Raw genomic sequence first — 17,776 nt, 5'->3', positions numbered from 1 at the left:
CTCCGGTACCGGTGGCTGCGAGTCAGCTCTTGCGGTGCCCTATCAGCCGGGGCTTGGGCTCCAGGCCGTCCAGGCCGTGCCACGCCAGGTTCACCAGGTGCGCGGCCACCTCCGCCTTCTTCGGCTTGCGCACGTCCAGCCACCACTGGCCGGTCAGCGCCACCATGCCGACCAGCGCCTGCGCGTACAGCGGGGCCAGCTTGGCGTCGAAGCCGCGGTTCTTGAACTCGCGGCCCAGGATGTCCTCCACCTGGGTGGCGATGTCGGAGATGAGCGAGGCGAAGGAGCCCGTCGACTGCGGGATGGGGGAGTCGCGGACCAGGATGCGGAAGCCGTCCGTGTACTCCTCGATGTAGTCCAGGAGCGCGAAGGCGGCCTGCTCGCACAGCTCACGCGGGTGGCCGGCGGTCAGCGAGCCGGTGACCATGTCGAGCAGCCGCCGCATCTCGCGGTCCACCACCACCGCGTACAGCCCCTCCTTGCCGCCGAAGTGCTCGTACACCACCGGCTTGGAGACCCCGGCCTTCGCCGCGATCTCCTCCACCGACGTGCCCTCGAAGCCCTTCGCCGCGAACAGGGTGCGGCCGATCTCCAGCAACTGCTGGCGGCGCTCGGCACCGGTCATCCGGGTGCGACGCGCGCGCCTGGGCTTCTCGTTGCTTGGGGTGCTGCTGGAGTCGGTCGCCACGCCGTCAATCATGCCGCCTTCGCGGTCTCCTTCCGGCGGCGGGCGCCGTCCTGCTCGGTGTTGCGGCGCGAATCGATACGCGAGCGTGACGGCCAGCGCACGTCGTACGCCCATCCGAACGCCTCGAACCAGCGGATCAGCCGCGCGGACGAGTCGAGCTGACCGCGCATGACCCCGTGCCGCGCCGAGGTCGGGTCGGCGTGGTGCAGGTTGTGCCAGGACTCGCCGCAGGACAGCACCGCCAGCCACCACACGTTGCCCGAGCGGTCCCGCGACTTGAAGGGGCGCTTGCCCACCGCGTGGCAGATCGAGTTGATCGACCAGGTCACGTGATGCAGCAGCGCCACCCGGACGAGCGAACCCCAGAAGAACCCGGTGAACGCGCCCCACCACGACATCGTGACCAGCCCGCCGATCAGCGCGGGCAGGGCCAGCGACAACAGCGTCCACAGGACGAACTGGCGGGAGATGGCGCGCAGCGCCGGGTCCTTGATCAGATCCGGCGCGTACTTCTCCTGCGACGTCTGCTCCTCGTCGAACATCCATGCGATGTGGGCCCACCACAGGCCCTTCATCAGGGCCGGCACCGTCTCCCCGTACCGCCACGGCGAGTGCGGGTCGCCCTCGTCGTCGGAGAACTTGTGGTGCTTGCGGTGGTCGGCCACCCAGCGGACCAGTGGCCCCTCGACCGCCATCGAGCCCGCGACCGCCAACGCGATCTTCAGGGGCCGCTTCGCCTTGAAGGAGCCGTGGGTGAAGTGGCGGTGGAAGCCGATCGTGATGCCGTGGCAGCCGAGAAAGTAGAAGAAGACCAGCAGACCCAGGTCCAGCCAGCTCACGCCCCACCCCCACGCCAGCGGCACCGCCGCCACCAGCGCGAGGAACGGGACGGCGATGAACAGCAGCAGGGTGATCTGCTCGATCGACCGTTTCCGCTCACCACCCAGCGTGGCGGAGGACCCGGCGGCGTCGCCGGAGGGCTGCGGAGCGTCTGGGATCACATCGGAACTCGTGGTCATGCGCGTCCCCTGGGGGGTCGAGGGTGGTGTCCGGTGCCGGGCCTCGGGAACCATGCACACTTTCCTACGGTTCCGTAACCTACGGCGACGTAAGTATGGCAGCGCGGTGCCGCGCGGCAAGAGCCCGAGAACCTGCGCGTCCGGGCCGACACCTATCCTGGGAGTCGGTCGGACAGCGCGGTCCGCTCTGAATATTTCCCGGACGTCCGGCCCGTAAGCGGCGCCCGCCGCGCGAGACGCCGTCCGGGTTCCCTCCAGATGAGCTTCAACACTGCAAGGAGCCGCACCTGTGAGCAGTGCCGACGACCAGACCACCACGACGACCAGCAGCGAACTGCGAGCCGACATCCGCCGGCTGGGCGACCTCCTCGGAGAGACCCTCGTGAGGCAGGAAGGCCCCGAGCTGCTGGAACTCGTCGAAAAGGTGCGCCGACTCACCCGAGAGGACGGCGAGGCCGCCGCGGAACTGCTGCGCGGCACCGAACTGGAGACCGCGGCCAAGCTGGTCCGCGCCTTCTCCACCTACTTCCACCTCGCCAACGTCACCGAGCAGGTGCACCGAGGCCGTGAGCTGGGCGCCAAGCGCGCCGCCGAGGGCGGACTGCTCGCCCGCACGGCCGACCGCCTCAAGGACGCCGACCCCGAGCACCTGCGGGAGACCGTCCGCAACCTCAACGTGCGCCCCGTCTTCACCGCGCACCCCACCGAGGCCGCACGCCGCTCCGTCCTCAACAAGCTGCGCCGTGTCGCCGCCCTCCTGGACACCCCGGTCATCGAGTCCGACCGGCGCCGCCTCGACACCCGCCTCGCCGAGAACATCGACCTCGTGTGGCAGACCGACGAACTCCGCGTCGCCCGCCCCGAGCCCGCCGACGAGGCCCGCAACGCCATCTACTACCTGGACGAGCTGCACGCGGGCGCCGTCGGCGACGTCCTGGAGGACCTGACCGCGGAACTGGAGCGGGCCGGCGTCAAGGTCCCCGACGACACCCGCCCCCTCACCTTCGGCACCTGGATCGGCGGCGACCGCGACGGCAACCCCAACGTCACCCCCCAGGTCACCTGGGACGTCCTGATCCTCCAGCACGAGCACGGCATCAACGACGCCCTGGAGATGATCGACGAGCTGCGCGGCTTCCTCTCCAACTCCATCCGCTACGCCGGCGCCACCGAGGAACTCCTCACCTCCCTCCAGGCCGACCTCGACCGGCTCCCCGAGATCAGCCCCCGCTACAAGCGGCTCAACGCCGAGGAGCCCTACCGGCTCAAGGCCACCTGCATCCGGCAGAAGCTGGAGAACACCAAGCAGCGCCTCGCCAAGGGCACCTCCCACGAGGACGGCCGCGACTACCTCGGCACCGCCGAACTCCTCGACGACCTGCGCATCATCCAGGCCTCCCTCAGGGAACACCGCGGCGGACTCTTCGCCGACGGCCGCCTCGCCCGCACCATCCGCACCCTGGCCGCCTTCGGCCTCCAGCTGGCCACCCTGGACGTCCGCGAGCACGCCGACGCCCACCACCACGCGCTCGGCCAGCTCTTCGACCGGCTCGGCGAGGAGTCCTGGCGCTACGCCGACATGCCCCGCGAATACCGCGCCAAGCTCCTCGCCAAGGAGCTGCGCTCCCGGCGTCCGCTGGCGCCCACCCCGGCGCCCGTCGACGCGCCCGGCGAGAAGACCCTCGGCGTCTTCCAGACGGTCAGGCGCGCCCTGGAGGTCTTCGGCCCCGAGGTCATCGAGTCCTACATCATCTCGATGTGCCAGGGCGCCGACGACGTCTTCGCCGCCGCCGTGCTCGCCCGCGAGGCCGGCCTGATCGACCTGCACGCCGGCTGGGCGAAGATCGGCATCGTGCCGCTCCTGGAGACCACCGACGAGCTGAAGGCCGCCGACACCATCCTGGACGACCTGCTCGCCGACCCCTCCTACCGGCGCCTGGTCGCGCTGCGCGGAGACGTCCAGGAGGTCATGCTCGGCTACTCCGACTCCTCCAAGTTCGGCGGCATCACCACCTCCCAGTGGGAGATCCACCGCGCCCAGCGCCGCCTGCGCGACGTCGCCCACCGCTACGGCGTACGGCTGCGCCTCTTCCACGGCCGCGGCGGCACCGTCGGCCGCGGCGGCGGCCCCACCCACGACGCGATCCTCGCCCAGCCCTGGGGCACCCTGGAAGGCGAGATCAAGGTCACCGAGCAGGGCGAGGTCATCTCCGACAAGTACCTCATCCCGTCGCTGGCCAGGGAGAACCTGGAACTGACCGTCGCGGCCACCCTCCAGGCGTCCGCGCTGCACACCGCGCCCCGCCAGTCCGACGAGGCCCTCGCCCACTGGGACGCCGCCATGGACGTCGTCTCCGACGCCGCCCACACCGCGTACCGGTCACTCGTCGAGGACCCCGACCTGCCGGCGTACTTCCTGGCCTCCACGCCGGTCGACCAGCTCGCCGACCTGCACCTGGGCTCGCGGCCCTCGCGCCGCCCCGGCTCGGGCGTCTCGCTCGACGGACTCCGGGCCATCCCCTGGGTGTTCGGCTGGACCCAGTCGCGGCAGATCGTCCCCGGCTGGTTCGGCGTCGGCTCCGGCCTCAAGGCACTGCGCGAGGCGGGCCTGCGGCAGGAGGGCGACACCGTCCTCGAAGAGATGCACCAGCAGTGGCACTTCTTCCGCAACTTCATCTCCAACGTCGAGATGACCCTCGCCAAGACCGACCTGCGCATCGCCCAGCACTACGTCGACACCCTCGTCCCCGACGAGCTCAAGCACGTCTTCGACGCCATCAAGGCCGAACACGAGCTGACCGTCACCGAGGTCCTGCGCATCACCGGCGAGACCGAACTGCTCGACGCCGACCCCGTCCTCAAGCAGACGTTCACCATCCGCGACGCCTACCTGGACCCCATCTCCTACCTCCAGGTCGCCCTCCTCGGCCGCCAGCGAGAGGCCGCCGCCGCCGGCACGGAACCCGACCCGCTCCTCGCCCGGGCCCTGCTCCTCACCGTCAACGGCGTGGCAGCGGGCCTGCGCAACACCGGCTGACCGCAACCCCGTACACAAACGGTGCCCCCGCGCTCACCAAGAGCCCGGGGGCACCGCCATGCCGTACACGGGAAACTCACACCGCGAAGAACGCCGCCGTCAGCAACGCCACACCCGCCCCGGCCATCGCCCACGCCACCCGCGTCCGCCGCAACCCCCCGGCCACCACCACCGACGCCAGCAGCAGCGCCCCGCCCAGCGGCACCCACGCGTACAGCACCCCAGCCGGACCGGACCGCACCACCTCGTCGCTCCCCGGCTTCACCACCACCGCGTACGTCCGCCCCTCGGCCACGGCGACCGAGTCCTCGATGACGACCCGCTCCCGCTCCCGCGACCCCGCCGACACCGGCGCGTACGGCCCGCTGCACGAACCGTCATCGCACCCCGTCACCTCGACCGTGCCCTGCTCCCGCCCCTTGGTCAGCAGCACATGCTGCGCCGTACCCCACGACGCCCACACACCCGCGATCAGGATCAGCGCCGCGACCGTGCCCATCGCCGCGATCCGGCCGAACCGCAGCACGGCGTACGAGGCCCGACGGGAACCAGGGGCGGCGGCGGAGGCAGGCATGGCCGGGATCATTGGCCATACCTGAGCACTCGGTCAACTCCAGTGAAGGACGAGTCGGCCCAAGCCCGTAAACATCGGCCATGAACGCGGGCGATTGGGATGATGTGCGCCCATTTCCGGTCAAAGACGCAGTGTCCAGGAGCGCGCTCGAAGTGACAGGCCCCGAAACGCGTCCACGCGATGCCCGGCAGCGGGTCCTATATCGCTGTTGAGCCCTTGAGCGAGTCAGCGCGGCGTGAGGGCCAGCAGCTTCGCGATCCACTCGTCGAAGTGGGGGCAGGCGTCTCGTAGAGCGGCCAGACCCAGGTCCATCACCGCAACCGGGCCATCCTGTGTTTTCACATACCTCGGATGCAGCTTGAGGATCCGCTTGGAGGGAGCTGTCTCAGGTCCGTCGTTCACGCTCTCGGGCCCCCCGGCTTGCTCGGCCTGCCGCTTGAGCTCATGAGCCAGTGCCGGGTCGTCGGCCCAGTCCCCGAGCTGCTCCGCCGCAGCGAAGACCCAGGTCTCAGTCTCGTGCAGGACAACATGGGGAAGAAAGCGGGGATGGCCCATGTGTTCCACCAGGCGCCGCTCGACATGCGTCACCTTGTCCACGACCGAGCCGGACGGCCGGTCCGACATCCCCGGGCTGTCCTGAGGAAGGCCGTAGTAGTCGAGAAGAGTGGTGACCGCCGCCCAGTGAGTGGAGGCCAACAACTTGTGCAGGTCCTTCTCGATCTTCGCCCACTTGCTGACCCCGCCCTTACCCGCGGGACCACCCGCCGGCATCCGGGTCATCAGGATGGTCGGCACCAGGCAGATACCGAACGCCGCCAGTTCGGGTGCGAGGAAGTCGTTGACCATGTTCTCCTCGGTCTGTCCCTCGCACAGCACCCCCACCATGATCATTCCGAGTGGCTCCGCAGCGGCAGCTCCGGCGAGGGCCTGCCGCCCAGCACGTTCTTCTCCCACAGCTCCCCGAGGGAGTAGTCCTCCAGCCACCCCTGGAGCTCCTCGGGCGCCGGGCGTCTCAGTTCCGTCGCTCCTCCCTCGCGTTCCACCACCACGATGTCGTCGAGAGAGAACTGGTTCAGAAGCGTCACGGACTGCGTGGCGATCACGATCTGGCTGCGTACTGCGGCCGACCGAAGCATGTCCGACAACTGGACGATCGCGTACGGGTGCAGCCCGAGTTCCGGCTCGTCGAGTGTGAAGAGGGCCGGCGGATCGGGCTGGAGGAGCAGAACGCACAGGCAGATGTACCGCAAGGTGCCGTCCGAGAGCGCTTCTGCGGGAAACACCGCGTCGACGCCCTCCTGCATCCAGCGCAGGCGGATCCTCCCGCCCGGCTCCTCGTTCAGCAAGAAGTCCCGGAAGAACGGCGCCACTGATTTGATGGCCCGCACGATGCGCCGGTAGGACTTCGGTTCACCCTCACGCAGCCGCAACAGGAACGCCGCAAGGTTCGCCGCATCGGGCCGCAGCGCGTCGTTGTCCGCCGCGTACCCGAACTGTTTGACGGGCGCCTCACGGCTGGTGTCCTGGAAGTGGAAGACCCGACAGCCGGCGAGGATGTTGCGCACCGGTCCCGCCAGACGCGAGAGCTGTTCCTCCTCCTTCTGTCGCAGCAGCGATTCCCGGTGTCCGCGGCCGAAACTTTCCTCCATCGGGAGACCAGGGCCCGGTTCGTGGAAATGCCCCTTTTCCTCTGCGAACACGAAACTGTCGTTCGCCGCGTGAACGAGGTGCGCCTCATAGCGGTACGGGGGAGCGCCGACCTTGAGCCGGATACCCTTCTCGGTACCGCGCCCTGCGAACTGAAGGGCCTGGGCACCACCATGGATACCCACCTGGAGCGCCAGGTCACCGTCCGCCATCCACCCCAGCAGCTCGAGCGCGCCGACGACGTTGCTCTTGCCCGCCCCGTTGGCACCCACCAGGACGGTCACGCCATCACCCAGCTCCAGCGTGCTGGATTGAATGGAGGTGTACCCCTCGACGGTCACCTCTGAGAGCTTGTACGACGGCATGGCCCAACCCTAGGTCAGGGCTTCGGGCCGTGGGGGAGCAGAGCGCCAACAGATGATCTGTTGTGTTCGCTTGTCCACAGGATGCCGGTGCATGGTGCAGGTCCGTCGGGCCTGGTCGATAGGCTGGACCACCTGCTGTAATCCGGCCACCGGCAGGAAACCGGCGAGATACGGACGAGATACGACCAGATACGGAAAGGGGCGTCGCGGTCATGCGAGACGGCAGGTGGACCACTGTCACCGAGTCGCAGTTCCAGCACGAGCGCAACGGACTGCTGTATCTCAAGGAGCGGCTCCCGGACAACGAGCCCTACCGTGCCTGGTCGAACTTCACCTTCACCGCTCACAGCGGCCATGTCCGCGAGGTCGACCTGCTGGTCGCCGCCCCGGCCGGTCTCTTCCTGGTCGAGCTGAAGAACTGGCAGGGCACGGTCAGCTCCTCGGGAGCGAGCTGGGTGCAGACGCTCTCCGACGACCGTACCCGCATCCACCGCAATCCCCGCCACCTCGCCAACCAGAAGGCGAAGGAACTCAAGGGCCTGCTCAGGGATGCCCTGCAGAGGACCGATCCCCGGCGCCATGTCCCCTACATCCAGGAACTGATCTTCTTCACCGACCCTGGACTGCGCATTCGCCTCGCGCCCAACGACCTGGCGGGCGTCTTCGGCAAGACCGGCCACAGCGGGCTCGACGACGTCCTCGCCGAGCTCCAGCGCCCGGTTCGCGACATCAAGTCGGGCATCGACCGCCAGTTCTCCCGAGGGCTCGGCAAGCTCCTGGCCGAGGTGGGCATCGGCCGTTCCGACGCCGAGTTCCACGTCGGCACCTACCGGCTGGACCGCACTCCCTTCGACACCGGATCGAACTGGGCCGACTACCTCGGCCGCCACGACTCCCTGAGCAAGACCCGCCGCGTGCGCATCTACCTGCGCGAACGAGGAGCCGACCGGCAGGCCCGCGAGTCCATCAGCCACACCGCCGAGCGCGAGGCACGCGCGCTGGAGGGCCTCAGGCACCCGGGCCTGGTCGCCTTGGAGAACTTCGACGAGAACGGCCACAGCGCCGGCCCCGCCCTCCTGTACGCCTACCACCCGCGCACGCTCCGCCTGGACGACTACCTCCTCCAGTACGGAGCGAAGCTCGACGCCCAGGCACGTGCCGCCCTCCTGCGCCGCCTGGCCGAAACGGTCCACTACGCGCACCGGCACCTCCTCTTCCACCGCGCTCTGCACGCCCGGGCCGTCCACGTCCTGCCCGGCCCGCGTACCGGGACCGGCCGCGAGGAGGACCGCTGGCTCAACCCAGTACTCCAGATCGCCGAATGGCAGACGGCGGTCCGCCACCCCCGCCCGCAGGGCGCCCCGGGAGGCTCCGGCGGAACGCTGAGTAGCGGCCACGAGATAATCCCGTCGAACAACCTCGCCGCGTACGTCTCCGAGGCCGCCGACCCCTACCTCGCCCCCGAGGTGACCGCGAAGTCTCCGGACCCCACCGCCCTCGACGTCTTCGGGCTCGGCGTGCTCGGCTACCTGATCTTCACCGGCAGGCCGCCGGCGAGCAGCCAGGCCGAACTGGGCGCCAGACTCGAACAGGGCCGCGGACTCGTGCCCTCCGCTGTGGCCGACGGCCTGACCAAGGACGTCGACCAGATCGTCCAGGACGCCACGGCCTTCGACCCGTACGCCCGCATCCGCACCGCCGCGGAATTCCTCGAGTGGCTCGACGTCGTCGAACACGGGCTCAAGCCCACGAAGCCCGGGACACAGCCGGCCCCCGAAGCCCATGCCGAAGAGGGTGACCCGCTGGAGGCCGCCCCGGATGACGTCATCGGCGGCCGCTTCCGCATCAGACGGAGCCTGGGCCAGGGCTCCACCTCCCGCGCCCTACTCGCCGATGACCTCGAACGCGACAACGCACCCGTCGTCCTCAAGATCGCCCGCAAGGACAAGTACGCCGAGGCGCTGCGCCGCGAAGCCGACGTCCTGTCCAGATTGCGCAACGACTCCAAGGTCATCCACCCGGCCCTGCCCGAGCCGATCCGTATCGGCCCGCGCACCGTCCTCGTACTCGACCACGCGGGCGACCGCACCGTCGCCCGCCAGCTGCGCGAGCGCGGCCCGCTCCTCACCGACCAGCTGGAGACCTACTCCACCTACCTCTTCGCCGCCGTCGACTTCCTCGACGGCGAAGGTGTGTGGCACCGCGACCTCAAGCCCGACAACATCGCCATCCGGGTACGCCGCAACGGCACCCGGCAACTGGTCCTCTTCGACTTCTCCCTCGCCGGCCTCGACGTGGACACCGTCCGGGCCGGCACCGAGGGCTATCTCGACCCGTTCGTCGAGAACATCACCCGGGGCCGCTACGACGCCCACGCCGAGTGGTACGCCCTGGCCGTCACCCTTCACGAGATGGCCTCCGGAGAGCTGCCTCAGTGGGGCGACGGCTCCGTCCTCGCACGCCAGACCGACCCCAAGAAGTGGCCCCACCCCAAGATCGCCTCCGAGGCCTTCGACTCGGCCCTCCGCGACGGCCTCACCGACTTCTTCGCACGCGCCCTGCACCGAGACCACCGCAAGCGGTTCCCCGACCTGAAGGAGATGCAGCGCGCCTGGCAGCGCGTCTTCGCCCTCGCCGACCTGCCCGTCCAGGGCCGTACCGGCGGCCACCCCGAGGACACCTCCTCGTCGGCCGGCGCGCTGCCCGTCGGTGAGCTTCCGCCCCTCGACCCCGCGGCGGACGAGGACGCCCGGGAGGACGCCGCGGCCAAGGCCGGCCGCGACACCGCACTCCTCGTGGCGGGCCTGTCCCTCAGAGCGGTCTCCTTCCTCAACGGCCTGGACGTCCACAGCGTCGGCGACCTCCTCGACTACTCAACCCGTCGGCTCGTCAACCGCCCCGGCCTCGGCGCCCGTACCCGCGACGAGATCAACCGCCGCATCAAGCAGTGGCGCCTCGCCCTCGACGTCCGCCAGCCCTCCCCACTCTCCCCGGCCGAACGCGGCGACTCCGCGGAGGAGATCGCCGAGGCACGCTCGGAGCAGCGCGAGGAGGGCAGCGACCTGCCCTTGCGCCGCCTCTCCCTCGACGCCCTCGTCACCCTCCTGGTGCCCAAGCCGGCCCCCCGGGGGCGCAACGCCACCGAGGTCGAGGCGGTGCGGCTGCTGCTGCGACTCCCCGGCGAAAAGGGGGACCTGCCCGACAAGCTGCCCAGCTGGCCCCTGAACAAGTCCGTCGCCCCGCTGACCAGTGACCAGGTCACCGAGGGCCGCATCGCCCAGATCCTCGGCGCCCAGCGCAAACGCTGGGGCCGGGACCCGGCGCTCGTCACCCTGCGCGACGAGCTTCTCGACATACTGGCCACCATGGGCCGGGTCGCCTCGGCGACCGAACTCGCCGAAGCCCTCATCGGCCGCCGCGGTACCTCCCAGGCCGACCCCAGGGTGCGGCGCGCCCTCGGCATGGCCGCCGTTCGGGCCGCGTGCGAGGTCGACTGGGGGATGACCCCGCGCCGCCTGCGCAGCCGCCGCCACGGCGAGACCGGCGACAACCGACTGCTGCTGGCCCTGGAGGTCGACGAGGACAAGGACGCCCCGGACACGCCCTCGGCCCCCGCCCTCCTCAACTACGCCGACCGGCTCGGCAAGGCGGCCGACGCACTGGCCGCACGCGACACCCTCGCCGGCCCAGGCACCGTGCTGGAACAGATCGTCGCGGCGGACACCGCGTTCCGGGCCCACTGGCCCGAGGCTCAGATCAGCATGGACGAGGCCCGCATGGTCACCCTGGCGGCCGCGGCCTCCCAGGACGCGGCCGCCAACGCCCGCCTGGAGATCTACGCCCGTTCCCTGGAGCCCGTACGAGCCCTCCGTCTCTCCCAGGCCGGCCTGCTGCTGCCACTGGCGGGCAAGTCGGACGACGAGCAGGAAGGGCTGACCGTCGAACAGATCCGCGACCGGGTCCGCGCCCGCTTCCCCGACCTGTCCAGCCTTCCGGACGACCGGGTCCTGCTCGGCCGCCTGCTGCGGCAGGCCGGTTTCGAGCTGGAGTGGCGTACGAGCAGGAGGCGTCCGCGCGGCTGGTTCGTACCCAGGCGGGAGTCCACCGGCGGCGACGTCACCTCGGTCGTCACGCAGCGACGCCCCAGCCGGATCACCCGCACCGACCACTGGACGGCGCGCGATCCGGAACAGCGGGCCCGCCTGAAGGCCAGGGCCCAGTTGCAGGAGTCCGGCGGCCGTCCCGGCTTCCGGCTCCTCACGGTCCGCTTCGACGACCAGCGCCTCGCCCTGCGGACCCTCACCGAGCAGGGACGCGAGTGGCGGGCCGAACCCGTCGACGTCAGCGCCCTCTTCCTGACCTCCCTGCGCCGCCTGGTCGAGGCCCGTCCCCGGCCCACCTGGGAGACCATCCTGGAGGCGGACAACGCGGAACCGGGATCGCGGGACGCGCTGAAGTTCGGCGAGTACACGGCCGCCGCGTGGCGCGACGTGGAGAGGGACATCCTGGCCGTCCTGGAGGCTCCGGCGGACTCTGGCACCGGCTCCGACGCGGCGGCGGATGAGGTCGACGCAGAGGTCGGCCGCCGCCCGGTGCTCCTGCACGACGCCTCAGTCATGGCCCGCTACGGAGGCATGGGCGTCCTCCAGCGGCTGGCCGACCTGGCCCGCCGGGGCGGCCCGGGCGGGCGCGGCCTCTGGCTGCTCAGCCCGCTCACGGACCAGACGGCAGGACCCCGGCTGGACGCCATGACCGTGCCGATCGAGGACCGCGAGGAGTGGATCAGCCTCAATCACGCCTGGGTGGTCAACGACCCGGGGGAGGAGCAACTGGCGTAACGCCTGCTCCCGTTCCCCTCGCCCGGATCGCTCGCCTCCGCTCAGTTCCGCCCCGCCGGGTCCGGCGGAAGGGCCCGGCTCCGGGCGTTCGCGGCGGCCACGGAAGCGCGCAGCCGCTCGGCGGAGGAAGCGGCGCGGACGTGCGCCGGGTCCGCGTCCCACTCCCGGCCCCCGCCGACCGGCCGCAGCTGGAGGTACGTGCCGACCCGGTCCATGACGACCCCGGTCCGGTTCGTGCGCTCGTCGACTACGACCGTTCCGGTGGTGGGTGGTGGTGCGGTCACCTGGCCCCGCCGCTGCCGGGTCCGTTGCCGTTGCTGGTGCTCGGGCGGGCGGCTGCTTCCCGTACGTCCGCCACGTCGGTGAGTAGGACGGTCAGACGGTGAGCCGTGGACAGGTTCACCCGCCCCAGCTCCAGGAGTGGACGGTGGACGGTGGTCGTCGTGCAGGACGCCAGGTCCGGCCCGAGGGAGGGCAGGGTGATGCCGTGCCGTGCGAGGGCGGCGCTGAGCTCGTCGGATACGGCGAGTGCGGAGGCGAGGGGGTTGTCCGGGAAGGGACAGACGAACGGGGCGGCCGGGAGGGCGTGTTCGGTTCGGGTACGGGTGGGGTGATTGTCGCTGTTCATGCTCACAGCGTGCCTGCGTGGGGCTACGCTCAGTAGAGGTCGCGTGCCAGCAACGGAGTTGCGGGCAGCATGCGGCACTTGGCCCCGCGGAATCGGCGGGTACGCACATGGATACCGCAAGGGGGCACAGCCGATGGCCGGCCGACAGAACCGTAATCAGGACCTGGACCCGTTCACCTCGCCGAGGACGTTCTTCGGCAGCGAGCTCCGCCGGGCCCGCGAGGCCGCCGGCCTCTCCCAGGACCAGCTCGGCGAGCGGGTCTTCTGCTCCGGCACGTACATCGGCCAGTTCGAGTCGGCGACGAGGCGACCACAGCCGGACCTGTCCAAGCTCCTCGACGACGTCCTCGACACGGGCGAGCACTTCCAGCGCCTGTGCGAACTGGCCCGCAAGTCCAAGCACGCCGACTACTTCGCGGACGCGGCGGAACTGGAGACCCGAGCCAAGACGATCAGCGAGTATGCGCCGATGCTGGTGCCGGGCTTGTTGCAGACGGAGGGGTATGCGCGGGCGTTGACCAGTGCCGCGCAACGATTTGAGTCGCGTGAGGTGGTAGAGGCACTGGTGCAGGCCCGACTGGAGCGGCAAGCGATCCTTGCCGACCCCCTTGCTCCACTGCTGTGGATCGTTCTGCACGAGGCCGTACTGCGCGTAAGAGTCGGGGGTGCCGACGCCATGGCCGAGCAGTTGATGCGCCTGGTAGAGATGGCTGACACCAACCGCAGGGTGCTGGTCCAAGTGCTGCCCTTTGAGGCTGGCGCAGACGCCTTCCTCAACGGCACAACGATCCACATGACCTTCACTGACGCACCGGCCGTGACGTATGTGGAGAGCGCGTATACAGGTCAACTCATTGAGGAACCAGCGGTGGTTGCCCAGTATCAGAGGGCCTACGATCTGACGAGGGCTGCTTCGCTGTCGCCGGAAGCGTCCCTCTCCCTGATCGAGTCGGCGGCGAAGGACTTCGCGACTCAATGACATCGACGTCTGATCTACACACAGTAACTTGGCGCAAGTCGTCCTACAGCAACGGCGACGGCGGCGCATGCGTCGAGGTGGCTACCGGCTGCCTGGGCACAGTGCCGATCCGCGACAGCAAGATCGCGGCAAGCCCTGTCGTTGTCGTCTCCAACGATGGGTGGTCGGCCTTCCTGGACGCCGTCAAGGGCGAGCCCGACACCTTGTCTTGATCCTGCACCCATCACACTTCGTACAAGCCCTGTCACTCAGCTGAGAGACAGGGCTTCGTCGTGGTGAAATGGATGCTTGTGCGCCCTACGGCGCCTTCCGTGATCAAACACCTCAACTGTTGGTGGGCTCAGTGATTGACAGCGCGCGTCTGCTCAAGGACTTGCAGAAGCAGGTAGCCGAGGCCGAGACGGACCTCCGGGCTCAACTTGGGAGGCTCCCTGAGGTCGCGAAGCGTCTGCGCGCCGAATATGACGCAGCTTTCAAAGTGGGCAGGACGTCGGCAGCGGCTCCTCGCTGGATCGATGAACGGGTGACCCAGTCCGCCGTGGCATGGGTGCTTGGAACGGTTTTCGTCCGTTTCTGTGAAGACAATCTTCTTCTCCGGGATCCTTTCCTGGCGGGGGCGACGGCAGAACGGCAAGTCCATGCCCAGGAGCTGCATGATCAATTCATCAGGAAAGATCCTTCACGAACTCACCGCAATTGGCTGCTAGCTGCTTTTGGTGAGATTGGCTCGTCGCAAGTCGGGCGAATGCTTTTCGATACTAATCACAATCCTCTATATCAGATCCCGCTCTCTAATGAAGGTGCCAAAAGGGTGATTGATTTCTGGCGCCTTCATGAAGAGTTGGGGGATGGTGGAACGGGCATTGTCCATGACTTCAGGGACCCCGATTGGAGTACGCGTTTCCTGGGGGACCTATACCAGGATCTATCTCAAGAGGCAAAGGATAAGTATGCTCTTCTGCAGACTCCTGAATTTGTGGAAGAATTCATTCTAGATCGGACTCTAGACAAGGCGCTTAAGCAGGTTGGGTATGAATCTGTCAGGATGATCGATCCTACGTGCGGCTCCGGGCACTTCCTTCTGGGCGCCTTTCAGCGAATTTTGGGGGAGTGGGAGAGGAAAGCGCCAAGCGATGATGTTCACGTCCGAGTGGAGGGAGCGCTAAATTCTATCCATGGTGTCGATATCAACCCTTTCGCGGTTGCGATTGCTCGATTCCGCTTGTTGGTTGCAGCCCTAAAGGCGGCTAACGTGACGAGCTTGCGGGAAGCGGCAAGTTACAAGTGGCCAATTCATATCGCGACAGGTGATGCTCTCCTTAAGTCCCAGCAGGGGAAATTGTTTGACGATGAAGATGAGTCCGGCGAGACGGAAGGAGAAGGAGGGTATGAGTTCTGGTTTGAAACGGAAGATCTGTCTGAACACCTGGATATCCTCAAGCCTGGAAGCTACCATGTCGTTGTTGGGAATCCTCCGTATATTGCAGTAGAAGATCCGGGGGCGAGGGCTACCTATCGCAGGCTTTACAAGAACGTTTGTCACGGAAAATATGTATTGTCAGTGCCTTTTATGCAGCGCTTCTTTGAACTCGCCGTTCATGACCAGCAACAAGGGGGGGCGAGGTCCGGTTACGTCGGTCAGATCACATCGAACTCTTTCATGAAACGAGAGTTTGGGGAAAAACTAGTCGAATGGTACCTCGCCGATGCGGTGGACCTGACGGAGGTAATCGATTCTTCGGGGGCTTACATTCCTGGCCACGGCACCCCTACCGTGATGGTGATTGGCCGGAATCGGAAGGCCAAGTATGGTGCGCAAACGGTGCGGGCCGTCCGTGGGGTGCAGGGAGAACCGGAGATTCCGAAAGATCCGGCGCATGGTCTAGTTTGGCGTGACATTGTGAAACATATTGACACGCCAGGAAAGACCTCGGGGGCATGGGTATCTGTGGATGACCTGGAGCGAGGAAAGTATTTCTCCAAGCATCCTTGGATTCTTGCGGATGGGGGAGTTGAGGCTATTAGGGAGATTGAATATAGCTCACGAGCTCCCCTTCGGTCAATTTTGTCCCGCGATATCGGATTCGCGAGTTTCCCGGGGCAGGATGCTGCCTTTATTGCGAGTGGATCAGCATTTCAAAGCAGGAGCGTGGAGTACTCTAACCCTCTCATTGTTGGCGAACTCGTTCGCGACTGGGGAGTCAATTCGGGTGATTATGCGTTGGCTCCGTATGGAGATGACCTAAATCCGATTCCGTATGACGAAGGTTCTCGCTGGGGGAGGTTTCTTTGGCCAACTCGGCGGGTGCTTCGTGCGACTGTCGGCTTCAGTGGCGAGACGCTAAAAGAATCTAAAAATCCTTGGTGGTCCTGGTATCGATGGGTGAAGGATCGATACCAGAATTACCCGGTGGTTGTCTACGCTAATGTTGCTAGCCATAATAGCTTCATTTTGAACCGTGGTGGTAATCTGTTCAAAGAAACGGCCCCAGTGGTCAAGTTTCGGGATGATGTGCCTGAAACAACGAGATTGGGCGTTCTCGGTGCCCTCAATTCGTCCATCGCTTGCTTCTGGCTTAAGCAAGTGTGTCACAAGAAGGGGGGGAATGTAGGCGCTGGGGGAGGGAACTCAGATCAGCCATGGTCCTGGAGTTATCAGTTCAACGGAACGAATGTTCAAGAGTTTCCCCTTCCTGTGATGTACCCCCTCGCCCGGGCAACCGAACTGGACACCCTCGCCCAGCAGCTCGCTGTCGTAACTCCTTCCACCATCGCAGCCGACCTGGAGAATCCGCCCACGCCTGAATCCCTAGCAGAGGCAAAAAAAGAATGGCACCGCATCCGTGCCCGGATGATCGCTGTCCAGGAGGAGCTGGACTGGGAGGTCTACGGCATCTATGGGCTGCATGATGACCTCACGGCTCCTGAAGACTCGCTACCCGATGACGGTCTCGCCCTCGGCCAGCGAGCCTTCGAAATCGACCTCGGGAAACGCGTTGAAGAGCAGGGCGTCAAGACGGAATGGTTCCGGCGCCACAAGTCGAAAATGATCACCGAGATCCCGACCGACTGGCCCGAGGCGTCCGCCGCCGGCTCGAAGCCATGAAGAACTCGTCCGTGATCGGGCTCATCGAGCGCCCCGAGTACAAGCGGCGCTGGCTGACCGACGAGTGGGACGTCCAGCAGCAGGCGGCGCTCAAGGCGTGGCTGCTCGCCCGCATGGAGAGCCGGGAGCTTTGGTACGAGACGGACTACGACGGGACGGAGCGCCCTCGCACCCGCTCCCTCCCCGAGCTGGTCGACGACCTCACCCGTGACCACGACTTCGTGGCTGTCGCGGAGCTCTACGCGCCCGGCGAGGAGCTGTCCACGATCGTCCCCAAGCTGGTCGAGGATCAGCACGTGCCGTTCCTGGCGGCCCTGCGGTACACGGAGACGGCCCACAAGAAGAAGCGCGAGGTCTGGGAGCAGGTCTGGGAGCGGCAGCGGCAGGAGGACGCGGCCACTGCCGACGGTGACCACCTGAAGGCGATGGAGATCCGTGACGGCACGCCCGTGCCGCCGAAGTACACGACGGCGGACTTCCGCAAGGCCTCCTACGCCACCCAGCGCGGCGGCCTCGACGTCCCCAAGGAGCGGTTCATCTCCTACAGCCGCACCCTCAACCCGGCGATCGAGGTCCTGGGCTGGGGCGGCTGGGATCACCTGGAGCAGGCCGCGGCCCTCACCGAGACCATCGAGGCCCGTACGACCTCCGGAAACTGGGAGCGGGAGGACTTCATCCCCTACCTCGCCGGTCTGCTGGAGCTGCTGCCGTGGCTGAGGCAGTGGCACCCGGAGGACGCCGGCATGTTCGGGGAGGCGCTGCTGGACTGGCAGCGGGAGGAGGAGTTCGCGGTCACCGACGAGGAGCTGCGCGCCTGGCGCCCCGCCCGCAAGACGGCGAAGAAGGCCGCGGCCAAGCCCGCCGGCGGGAAGAGCCGGAAGGCGAAGGACTGACC

11 protein-coding genes and 1 pseudogene are annotated in these 17,776 nt (G+C 67.5%); 5 read left to right on the top strand and 7 right to left on the bottom strand.

Going from position 1 to position 17,776, the window contains the following annotated elements; all coding sequences use genetic code 11:
- Window positions 1-22: 22 nt before the first annotated feature.
- Together ACFWR9_RS14400 and ACFWR9_RS14395 are read right to left on the bottom strand one after the other, a co-directional pair.
- Entirely contained in the window at window positions 23-700 is a 678-nt protein-coding gene (locus tag ACFWR9_RS14400; protein ID WP_376356664.1) for a TetR family transcriptional regulator, read from the bottom strand.
- A complete protein-coding gene (locus tag ACFWR9_RS14395; RefSeq protein ID WP_383840789.1) occupies window positions 697-1,707 on the bottom strand; it encodes an acyl-CoA desaturase in 1,011 nt (336 codons plus the stop codon). Before ACFWR9_RS14395 ends, ACFWR9_RS14400 begins: the two co-directional genes overlap by 4 nt.
- A gap of 289 nt (window positions 1,708-1,996) precedes the next feature.
- Here ACFWR9_RS14395 and ppc point away from each other — a divergent pair, with 289 nt between their 5' ends.
- Window positions 1,997-4,744, top strand: a complete 2,748-nt coding sequence (gene ppc, locus ACFWR9_RS14390; protein WP_383840786.1) for a phosphoenolpyruvate carboxylase — start codon at window positions 1,997-1,999, stop codon at window positions 4,742-4,744.
- A gap of 76 nt (window positions 4,745-4,820) precedes the next feature.
- Here the strand turns inward: ppc and ACFWR9_RS14385 are convergent, their stop codons facing one another.
- The 3 genes from ACFWR9_RS14385 to ACFWR9_RS14375 form a co-directional block, all read right to left on the bottom strand.
- Entirely contained in the window at window positions 4,821-5,330 is a 510-nt protein-coding gene (locus ACFWR9_RS14385; RefSeq protein ID WP_383840784.1) for a hypothetical protein, read from the bottom strand.
- 213 nt (window positions 5,331-5,543) lie between these two features.
- Window positions 5,544-6,209 carry a DUF4276 family protein gene (locus ACFWR9_RS14380; RefSeq protein ID WP_383840781.1) on the bottom strand — a complete coding sequence of 222 codons (666 nt, stop codon included), beginning with the start codon at window positions 6,207-6,209 and terminating at the stop codon, window positions 5,544-5,546.
- Window positions 6,206-7,330, bottom strand: a complete 1,125-nt coding sequence (locus ACFWR9_RS14375; protein ID WP_383840778.1) for an AAA family ATPase — start codon at window positions 7,328-7,330, stop codon at window positions 6,206-6,208. Before ACFWR9_RS14375 ends, ACFWR9_RS14380 begins: the two co-directional genes overlap by 4 nt.
- Window positions 7,331-7,542: 212 nt before the next feature.
- On the opposite strand from ACFWR9_RS14375, the gene pglW reads away from it, so the two are divergent.
- Complete coding sequence (gene pglW / locus ACFWR9_RS14370; protein ID WP_383840776.1) at window positions 7,543-12,168, top strand: BREX system serine/threonine kinase PglW; 4,626 nt, start codon at window positions 7,543-7,545, stop codon at window positions 12,166-12,168.
- A 41-nt stretch (window positions 12,169-12,209) separates the two neighbouring features.
- Here the strand turns inward: pglW and ACFWR9_RS14365 are convergent, their stop codons facing one another.
- Window positions 12,210-12,452 (bottom strand): hypothetical protein, encoded by a 243-nt coding sequence (locus tag ACFWR9_RS14365; protein ID WP_383840990.1) that lies wholly within the window; start codon window positions 12,450-12,452, stop codon window positions 12,210-12,212.
- Window positions 12,449-12,796, bottom strand: coding sequence for a hypothetical protein (locus ACFWR9_RS14360; protein ID WP_383840773.1), 348 nt, complete (start codon window positions 12,794-12,796; stop codon window positions 12,449-12,451). The genes ACFWR9_RS14365 and ACFWR9_RS14360 overlap by 4 nt, the downstream gene beginning before the upstream one ends.
- 133 nt (window positions 12,797-12,929) lie before the next feature.
- Between ACFWR9_RS14360 and ACFWR9_RS14355 the strand changes: the two genes are divergently transcribed.
- The 3 genes and pseudogenes from ACFWR9_RS14355 (at window position 12,930) to pglX (ending at window position 17,774) form a co-directional block, all read left to right on the top strand.
- Window positions 12,930-13,775, top strand: a complete 846-nt coding sequence (locus tag ACFWR9_RS14355; RefSeq protein WP_383840771.1) for a Scr1 family TA system antitoxin-like transcriptional regulator — start codon at window positions 12,930-12,932, stop codon at window positions 13,773-13,775.
- Window positions 13,772-13,987 carry a DUF397 domain-containing protein gene (locus ACFWR9_RS14350; protein WP_383840768.1) on the top strand — a complete coding sequence of 72 codons (216 nt, stop codon included), beginning with the start codon at window positions 13,772-13,774 and terminating at the stop codon, window positions 13,985-13,987. The genes ACFWR9_RS14355 and ACFWR9_RS14350 overlap by 4 nt, the downstream gene beginning before the upstream one ends.
- Before the next feature lie 68 nt (window positions 13,988-14,055).
- A pseudogene (gene pglX / locus ACFWR9_RS14345) lies at window positions 14,056-17,774 on the top strand (BREX-2 system adenine-specific DNA-methyltransferase PglX).
- Window positions 17,775-17,776: the final 2 nt, after the last annotated feature.

The sequence above is a fragment of the Streptomyces sp. NPDC058534 genome (assembly GCF_042717365.1).
Taxonomy (GTDB): Bacteria; Actinomycetota; Actinomycetes; order Streptomycetales; family Streptomycetaceae; genus Streptomyces.
Note: the sequence above shows the minus strand (reverse complement) of the source record. Positions and strands in the feature narration are given on the sequence as shown.

Excerpts from the sequence above, each read along its gene's own strand:
- ACFWR9_RS14400 (WP_376356664.1), bottom strand. The coding sequence starts at position 700 with ATGATTGACGGCGTGGCGACCGACTCCAGCAGCACCCCAAGCAACGAG.
- ACFWR9_RS14395 (WP_383840789.1), bottom strand. The coding sequence starts at position 1,707 with ATGACCACGAGTTCCGATGTGATCCCAGACGCTCCGCAGCCCTCCGGC.
- ACFWR9_RS14385 (WP_383840784.1), bottom strand. The coding sequence starts at position 5,330 with ATGATCCCGGCCATGCCTGCCTCCGCCGCCGCCCCTGGTTCCCGTCGG.
- ACFWR9_RS14380 (WP_383840781.1), bottom strand. The coding sequence starts at position 6,209 with ATGATCATGGTGGGGGTGCTGTGCGAGGGACAGACCGAGGAGAACATG.
- ACFWR9_RS14375 (WP_383840778.1), bottom strand. The coding sequence starts at position 7,330 with ATGCCGTCGTACAAGCTCTCAGAGGTGACCGTCGAGGGGTACACCTCC.
- pglW (WP_383840776.1), top strand. The coding sequence starts at position 7,543 with ATGCGAGACGGCAGGTGGACCACTGTCACCGAGTCGCAGTTCCAGCAC.
- ACFWR9_RS14360 (WP_383840773.1), bottom strand. The coding sequence starts at position 12,796 with ATGAACAGCGACAATCACCCCACCCGTACCCGAACCGAACACGCCCTC.
- ACFWR9_RS14355 (WP_383840771.1), top strand. The coding sequence starts at position 12,930 with ATGGCCGGCCGACAGAACCGTAATCAGGACCTGGACCCGTTCACCTCG.
- ACFWR9_RS14350 (WP_383840768.1), top strand. The coding sequence starts at position 13,772 with ATGACATCGACGTCTGATCTACACACAGTAACTTGGCGCAAGTCGTCC.